General features: G+C 79.1%; 1 protein-coding gene and 1 pseudogene. Both read right to left on the reverse strand.

Going from position 1 to position 1,234, the window contains the following annotated elements; genetic code table 11:
* Nucleotides 1-747, reverse strand: a pseudogene (locus GA0115242_RS23500) (hypothetical protein); the annotation flags it as partial.
* 21 nt (nt 748-768) lie between these two features.
* A partial coding sequence (locus GA0115242_RS23505; protein ID WP_237549263.1) for a hypothetical protein occupies nt 769-1,234 on the reverse strand: 466 nt, incomplete at its 5' end.

The following is a 1,234-nucleotide window of genomic DNA, read 5'->3' on the forward strand; positions in this document are numbered from 1 at the left end:
GAGCCGCCGCGCCTCGGCCACCAGCCGGTCCACCTCTCCGCGCCGCGCGCGCACCCCGCGCGCGACCTCCGCCAGCACATGGTCGCGGCCCGTGTCGGGGACCTCGGCGAGAGTCCGCTCGGCCCGGCACAGCCGCCGGTCGGGCCACTCGTCGGCCAGCCGCTCCGCCGCCGCCCGGCCGGGACCGTCCGCCGCGAACCCGAGCGCGACGGCCGCGGCCAGGTACCGCGCCTCGTCCCGGTGCACCCCGAGCGCCACGGCCGCCTCCTCGGTCGGCCCGGCCGTACCGTCCCGCAGCAGACACGCCACCTGCCACAGCACCACCCGGCGCAGCCCCGCCGGATCGTGCCGCACGAACACGAGGAGCGGGTCGACGAGGGCCACCGCGCCGGCCGCCCGCGGATCACCGCACGCCGACCAGTCGGCCCGCACCGTGCGCAGCGCCTCCTCGTCGACGCGCCGCCAGCGGGTGCCGCGGGCGCGCAGCCAGACGCCGTCCAGGACCCGGAAGCCGTCGTCCTGCCCGGCCCCCGGCGGGGCGCCGAACACCGTCGTCCCGGCCGGCGCGGGGGGCCGCAGCAGGTCGGCCGCGTGCCGCAGGCCGAGCCGCGCGAGGCCCTCGCACCACCCCGCCCAGCCGCGCAGGGCCGGGAAACACGGCAGGTCGGGCAGGGGCGGCCGGGACGTCCCCGCCCCCTCGCCCGGACCGTCCCACGCCACCCGCTCACCGGGCCGCCACCGTGCCACGCCGCCTGCCCCTCTCGCGCCTCAGCCGCCCGGCCGCGTGTAGAAGTACACGCGGATCAGCGCCGTCTCCGCGCCCTCGCTCAGATCGTGGTAGTCGTCGGTCGCCATCCGGGGCCCGAACATCTCCGGACGGGCCTTCGCGAGCTGCCCGTTGACCAGATGCGCGTACACCGTGCCGCTGCCGCCACCGCCGAACGTCAGCACCAGCGCGGCCGTGTCCCCCCGCCACGGCTCGGTGCCCGCCCGGATCTGCCGGACCAGATCGCCCTTGTCGCTGCCGTGCACCCGGAACTGGCGCGGGGTGCGCGAGACGCCCCGCGGCCCGGTCGGCGACGGACTCGGCGACGCGCTCGGCGCACCGGACGCGCTCGCACCGGGCGACGGCCCGGCGCGGGCCGCCAGCGGATCGGGGCGGTCGGCCATCGACACCAGCGCCAGCACCAGCAGCAGGTCGGCGAAGAGCCACCCCGCCAGGACGACGATCCCC

The sequence above is a fragment of the Streptomyces sp. SolWspMP-5a-2 genome, assembly GCF_900091845.1.
Classification (GTDB): Bacteria; Actinomycetota; Actinomycetes; order Streptomycetales; family Streptomycetaceae; genus Streptomyces; species Streptomyces doudnae.